The following is a 5800-nucleotide window of genomic DNA, read 5'->3' as shown; positions in this document are numbered from 1 at the left end:
GGAAATGCCAAGGCTTATTTGGCTGTTCAACAAGAGTTTGGAAGTTTTGATAAGTATATCTGGTCCTTTACCGGCCATAAAACCATTCAGCGCAACCCTAAAACCATCAAGGATTATATTGCTTCTTTTCCGGAGAGCGATGCTATGGCCAAAGACATGAAAAAACGTGGATTTAAATTTTGCGGCACCACCATTTGCTATGCCTTTATGCAGGCTGTAGGCATGATTAACGACCACACTGTAGATTGTCATTGCCACCCCAATCAGTCTTAAGTCGGGCAGTTTATCCTGAACTTTCATCCTTTAACTGCAGGTAATTTTCTTACTTTCGTCCCAAATTTCACACATGAACTTCGATTTAATCGTCATTGGTAGCGGTCCGGGTGGATACGTTGCCGCCATACGCGCATCTCAATTAGGTTTAAAAACAGCTATTGTAGAACGTTCCGAACTAGGCGGAATCTGCTTAAACTGGGGTTGTATTCCAACCAAAGCCTTGTTAAAATCTGCCTCGGTTTTTGAATACCTGAACCACGCATCCGACTATGGAATCAAACTTAACGGAGGTGCTGAAGTTGATTTTTCGGCAGTGGTAAAACGCAGCCGTGATGTAGCCGATGGAATGAGCAAAGGGGTTCAATTTCTTATGAAAAAGAACAAAATCGAAATTATTAAAGGTTTTGGAAAGGTAAAGGCTGGCAAAAAGGTGGAAGTGAAATCAGACGATGGCCAAACAACCGAATATACTGCCAACAGCATCATTTTAGCCGTTGGAGCAAGGAGCAGGGAACTACCCAACCTAAAACAAGATGGTAAAAAAATAATTGGATACCGCGAAGCCATGACCTTGCCAAGTCAGCCTAAATCCATGGTGGTGGTAGGAAGTGGTGCTATTGGAAGTGAGTTTGCCTATTTCTACCAAACCATGGGAACCAAGGTAACCCTGGTTGAATTTATGCCCAACATCGTTCCTTTGGAAGACGAAGAAGTTTCAAAACAATTGGCCAGAAGCTTCAAAAAAATTGGCATGGAAGTGATGACAGAAAGCAGTGTGGAAAGTGTTGACACCACCGGCACAGGCTGTAAAGTAAAAATCAAAACCAAATCGGGCGAACAAACCGTGGAATGCGATATCGTTTTGTCGGCCGTAGGAATTGCCGCTAACCTCGAAGGACTTGGATTGGAAGAAGTTGGAATCGCTACTGATAAAGGAAAAATCCTAACCAACGAATATTACCAAACCAATATGCCCGGCTATTATGCCATTGGCGATTGTGTTGGAGGACAAGCCTTAGCCCACGTTGCCAGTGCGGAAGGTATTATTTGTGTTGAAAAAATTGCCGGCCATCATCCCGAACCTCTCGATTACAACAATATTCCGGGTTGCACCTATTGCCAGCCCGAAGTGGCATCTGTTGGTATGACCGAAAAGGCCGCTAAAGAAGCCGGTTACGAACTTAAAATCGGTAAATTTCCATATTCTGCCTCCGGTAAAGCAAGTGCGGCTGGTAGCAAAGACGGTTTTGTTAAACTCATTTTCGATGCTAAATACGGCGAATTGCTTGGCGCTCACCTTATTGGATTGAATGTAACTGAAATGATTGCCGAAATTGTGGTGGCGCGTAAATTGGAAACTACCGGTCACGAGATGATTAAGGCTGTGCATCCTCACCCAACTATGAGCGAGGCTATTATGGAAGCGGCAGCAGCAGCTTATGGCGAAGTAATTCATTTGTAATCAACCACTTATATTATTTTCTGACTAAATTTTCATCAGGAGTAGGTTTAGATTTTTTAAGATGATTTGGCGGGCCCCCTCGCCCTCCATTTTTCCTGCATAAACCTTTTCTACCTGCAAAGGGCTTCGGGTCACGCTATCGCCTGTAGTCCTCGTCCCCCTAGGCTAACGCCATAGGGGTCCTGTGGGCTACCTGGCTCTATCGTTGCCCGAGGGTGCAAACCCAATCTGTCTAGCGTTTACCAACCTTTGAACTGGAGGAGAAATGGTTTAAACAAGCGCTTGCCCTTCTAAGAGGGCTGAAGTTTATCTGTCAGGAAAATTGTTATAATTTTAGTACTTGGCTAGCCTTGTTTCTTGTCAAAATACTCCCTGATGAGCTTGGCTTTGGCTTGTCCAACAACCTGGTACAATTCCTCCGAACTTGCCTCCGAAACACCCTTCACCGAACGGAATTCAACCAGTAATTTCTCGGCGGTTTTATCGCTAATTCCTTGAATTTGGGTGAGTTCGGTTTGCAAAGTGGACTTGTTACGCTTGCTTCGATGGTGGGTAATTCCAAAACGGTGAGCCTCATCACGAATTTGCTGAATAATCTTTAAGGTTTCACTGCGTTTATCCAAATACAAGGGCAAGCTATCGTTGGGGAAGTAAATTTCTTCCAGCTTTTTGGCAATACCAATAACGGTTACTTTTCCCATAAGTCCCAATTGCGACAAGGATTGCACTGCCGATGAAAGTTGGCCTTTACCTCCGTCAATAACAATGAGTTGTGGCATGGATAAACCTTCATCGAGTACCCGTTTATAGCGTCGAAAAATAACTTCTTCCATGCTGGCAAAGTCATTGGGTCCTACCACAGTTCGGATATTAAAATGGCGGTAGTCTTTTTTGGAAGGTTTACCATTTTTAAAAACGGTCATGGCACTAACCGGATTGGTTCCCTGGATATTGGAATTATCGAAACACTCGATGTGGGTGGGTTTTTCTTTCATCCGAAGATCTTGCATCATGCGTTCCATAATTCGGTTGGAATGCCTTTCAGGGTCAACTAAAGCAATTTGCGATTGCCGGTCTTTTTGGTATTGTTCAGCATTTCGCTGAGACAGTTCAAGCAATTTTCGTTTATCACCGCGTTGAGGCACGTTAAAATGGATATCCGGAAATTCCATTTCGGGCAAGAAAGGCACTAAAACCTCTTTGCTCAAACTGCGGAACTTCTCCCGAATATCGGCCATAGCCAGGAGCAACAATTCCTCCTTGGTTTCATCCAATTTCTTTTTCATTTCCACGGTATGGGTTTGAACAATGGCTCCATTGGTTACTTTCATATAATGTACGAAGGCATAGGATTCATCGCCGGCCATACCAAATACATCCACATTGGAAATAGAAGGATTTACAATGGTTGATTTACCCTGGAAGTTTTCAAGAATATCTATTTTCTCTTTAATTTTTTGGGCTTGCTCAAACTCCAGGTTAGCCGCTTTTTCCTTCATTTCGGATTTAAGCATACCCAACACTTCGCCCAAATTTCCTTTGATAATTTCCCTCACCTGTTGCACCATTTCGGCATACTCCGCTTCGGATTGTTTCCCAACACAAGGAGCTTTGCAATTGCCAATGTGGTATTCGAGGCAAACCCGGAATTTTCCGGCTTGGATGTTTTGTTTAGTCAGGTTTAGCGGACAGGTGCGGCGGGGGTACAACTGCTTAATGAGGTCGAGCAAGGTTTTCATCATCACCACCGAGGCATAAGGACCAAAATATTCCGAACCATCTTTGATCATTCGTCTTGTGGGGAAAATGCGGGGAAATGCTTCATTTTTGATAACAATCCAAGGATAGGTTTTGTCATCTTTTAACATCACATTGTAGCGGGGCTGAAGCTTTTTGATCAAGCTATTTTCCAGCAGCAATGCTTCCAGCGGATTATCGACTACCGTAAACCGAATATCGTCGATTTTACGGACCAAAACCGCTGTTTTACCGTTCTCGAATGTTTGCTTATTAAAATAACTGCTAACTCTCTTTTTCAGAGACTTAGCCTTTCCCACATACAGAATTTTACCTTCTTTGTCGAAATACTGGTACACGCCCGGTTTATCGGGCAAGGTTTTCAGAATAGTATCCAGGCTTCTAACTTCCATAGCAGGGCACAAAGGTAGAACTAGCGTTTCAAATAATCGTCGAAAACACGTTGCTGCATTGCTTTTCCATGCCGGGCTACCAGTTCTTGTCTGTTCGTATCCGGTATATCAGTACCCATATACCATGAATAATCCTGAGAAAAAGAAACATAGCCATCTTCTTCTACCAGCCCTGATCCGAAGTACAAGGTAAAAAAAGCAGAAGGTTTGGTGTAAGGATTAAAGATGTTTTTACCCCAAAAGAAGGCAGAGCGATCGAACTTCAATTGAGCTAAAATGGAAGGCGTTATATCCAGCTGAGAAACCACCTTGTCCCAGGTTTTTCCTTTCCATTCAGGGCGAAGTGCCGGCCCCATGAGGAGGAAAGGAATGCGGTGATACTCCATGGTATGCGATTCTATTTGGCGATGGTTGTAATGGCTGTGGTCGGAAACAAGCACAAAAAGAGTATTGTTATACCAGGCTTGAGTGCGGGCAATTTGAAAAAACCGACCCAATGCTTTATCCGAAAACCGAATCGAATTGATATACAAATTTTCAACCGGAGTGAGTGATTCAATTGGATCAGGGATATCAAAAGGAGAATGAGAACTTAGGGTATACCAAACATGAAAAAAAGGAGTTTTACTTTCGGCAATTTTACGGTTTACGATGGTTGCCATTTCCCAATCATTGGTTCCCAATTTGGATTTGTTGGGGCTTGGAGGAACATTTTTTTCATCCAATACCACATCAAAGCCTTTGCTAAGAATATAGCTTTTCATATCTCCATAATTGAGATCTCCACCAAATAAAAAGCCGGTTTGGTAACCGTTGGCCTTCATAACCTCATTGATACAAGGAATCCGGCGGGCTTTTTGAGTTTGATTAATCAGACTCATGCGTCGGGTACAAGGCTGACTGCTTAGTATAGCCGGCATACCTTGGTCTGAAATATAGCCATTGGAATAGCAACGAGTAAAAAGCAAACCTTGTTGAGCCAAACTATCAAAAAAAGGAGTGAATGAGTCTCCTCCCAACGATTTGGAAGCGTAGGCAGTCCAGCTCTCCAGGATAATAAACACCACGTTGGGACGGGCTTGAGAAAGGATAGAAATACTGGTATCTTTTGGGATGTAATAAAGACTATCAACGATGGCTTGAGCCTGGTCTTCCGGCATTTCAATGTAGGGATTGCTTCGGTTGTTGGCATAGTATTCCAAACAATCTTTAGCAAGGTTCCAGGCGGGATTAATGGCCAGGTCGTTTAAAACGGGATTGGTGGAAAAAACAGCATCGCTTCGGGAGATAGGAAAATTTTGAAAACCGCCCCGAACACCAACCAACAGAGCTGCACACCCCAGTAACCATTGCGGCACCGCCCATTTCCAGGAAGCCTGGAAAGAAGAGGGTAGGCGAAAAAAGCGAAAGTATACCCAAACCGACACTAAGAACAAGCCAAGGCTTAATCCGAGAAATGTAATGGTTATGGCTAAGTTAGCCGATTTTGCTACTTCATCGGGTGTGGTCAAATAGGTAAGCGCTTGTGCGGTGAGTTTGGATTTCCATTCGGTGTATAAACAAGCTTCCCCAATGGTGATGAAGGCGTTAAGCAATAAAACCACTATAAAAATCCCGTCTACAGCCTTGCTCCAGGCTTTTTTGGAAAGGAAGAAAAACAAGCCGGTCAACAACCAAGGAAGCAACAAGAAATAAGATGCCATGGAAATATCCAATCGCAAGGAATGAAGGATAGATTCGGGCCATTGAGCGGGTGGTGCAAATCCAAAGGAAAAAATAATGGCTATAAATACCAATCGGCCCAGTAAAAACAAAAGCAACCAAAAGGCTAACCATTGCAGCCAAAGCTTCAGCAATTCTAATTTCATTTGTTTTTCAATAAAACCTTTTGATGGAAGAAATCAATTTCTGT

The 5800-nt window shown here is 43.3% G+C and carries 4 protein-coding genes; 2 read left to right on the top strand and 2 right to left on the bottom strand.

Annotated features, from left to right (window positions below):
* Positions 1 to 273 (top strand): DNA-3-methyladenine glycosylase I (locus K1X82_14535; GenBank protein MBX7183326.1); only part of this gene is annotated, 273 nt, incomplete at its 5' end.
* Positions 274 to 346: 73 nt separating this feature from the next.
* Positions 347 to 1738, top strand: a complete 1392-nt coding sequence (gene lpdA, locus K1X82_14530) for a dihydrolipoyl dehydrogenase (protein MBX7183325.1) — start codon at positions 347 to 349, stop codon at positions 1736 to 1738.
* A 344-nt stretch (positions 1739 to 2082) separates the two neighbouring features.
* Here the strand turns inward: lpdA and uvrC are convergent, their stop codons facing one another.
* Positions 2083 to 3888 (bottom strand): excinuclease ABC subunit UvrC, encoded by a 1806-nt coding sequence (gene uvrC, locus K1X82_14525; protein ID MBX7183324.1) that lies wholly within the window; start codon positions 3886 to 3888, stop codon positions 2083 to 2085.
* Positions 3889 to 3908: 20 nt separating this feature from the next.
* Positions 3909 to 5756, bottom strand: a complete 1848-nt coding sequence (locus K1X82_14520; GenBank protein ID MBX7183323.1) for an LTA synthase family protein — start codon at positions 5754 to 5756, stop codon at positions 3909 to 3911.
* Positions 5757 to 5800 lie beyond the last annotated feature (44 nt).

The organism is Bacteroidia bacterium, assembly GCA_019695265.1.
GTDB lineage: Bacteria > Bacteroidota > Bacteroidia > JAIBAJ01 > JAIBAJ01 > JAIBAJ01.
This window is presented reverse-complemented; position numbering and strand designations above follow the sequence as displayed.

Excerpts from the sequence above, each read along its gene's own strand:
- lpdA (MBX7183325.1), top strand. The coding sequence starts at position 347 with ATGAACTTCGATTTAATCGTCATTGGTAGCGGTCCGGGTGGATACGTT.
- K1X82_14520 (MBX7183323.1), bottom strand. The coding sequence starts at position 5,756 with ATGAAATTAGAATTGCTGAAGCTTTGGCTGCAATGGTTAGCCTTTTGG.
- uvrC (MBX7183324.1), bottom strand. The coding sequence starts at position 3,888 with ATGGAAGTTAGAAGCCTGGATACTATTCTGAAAACCTTGCCCGATAAA.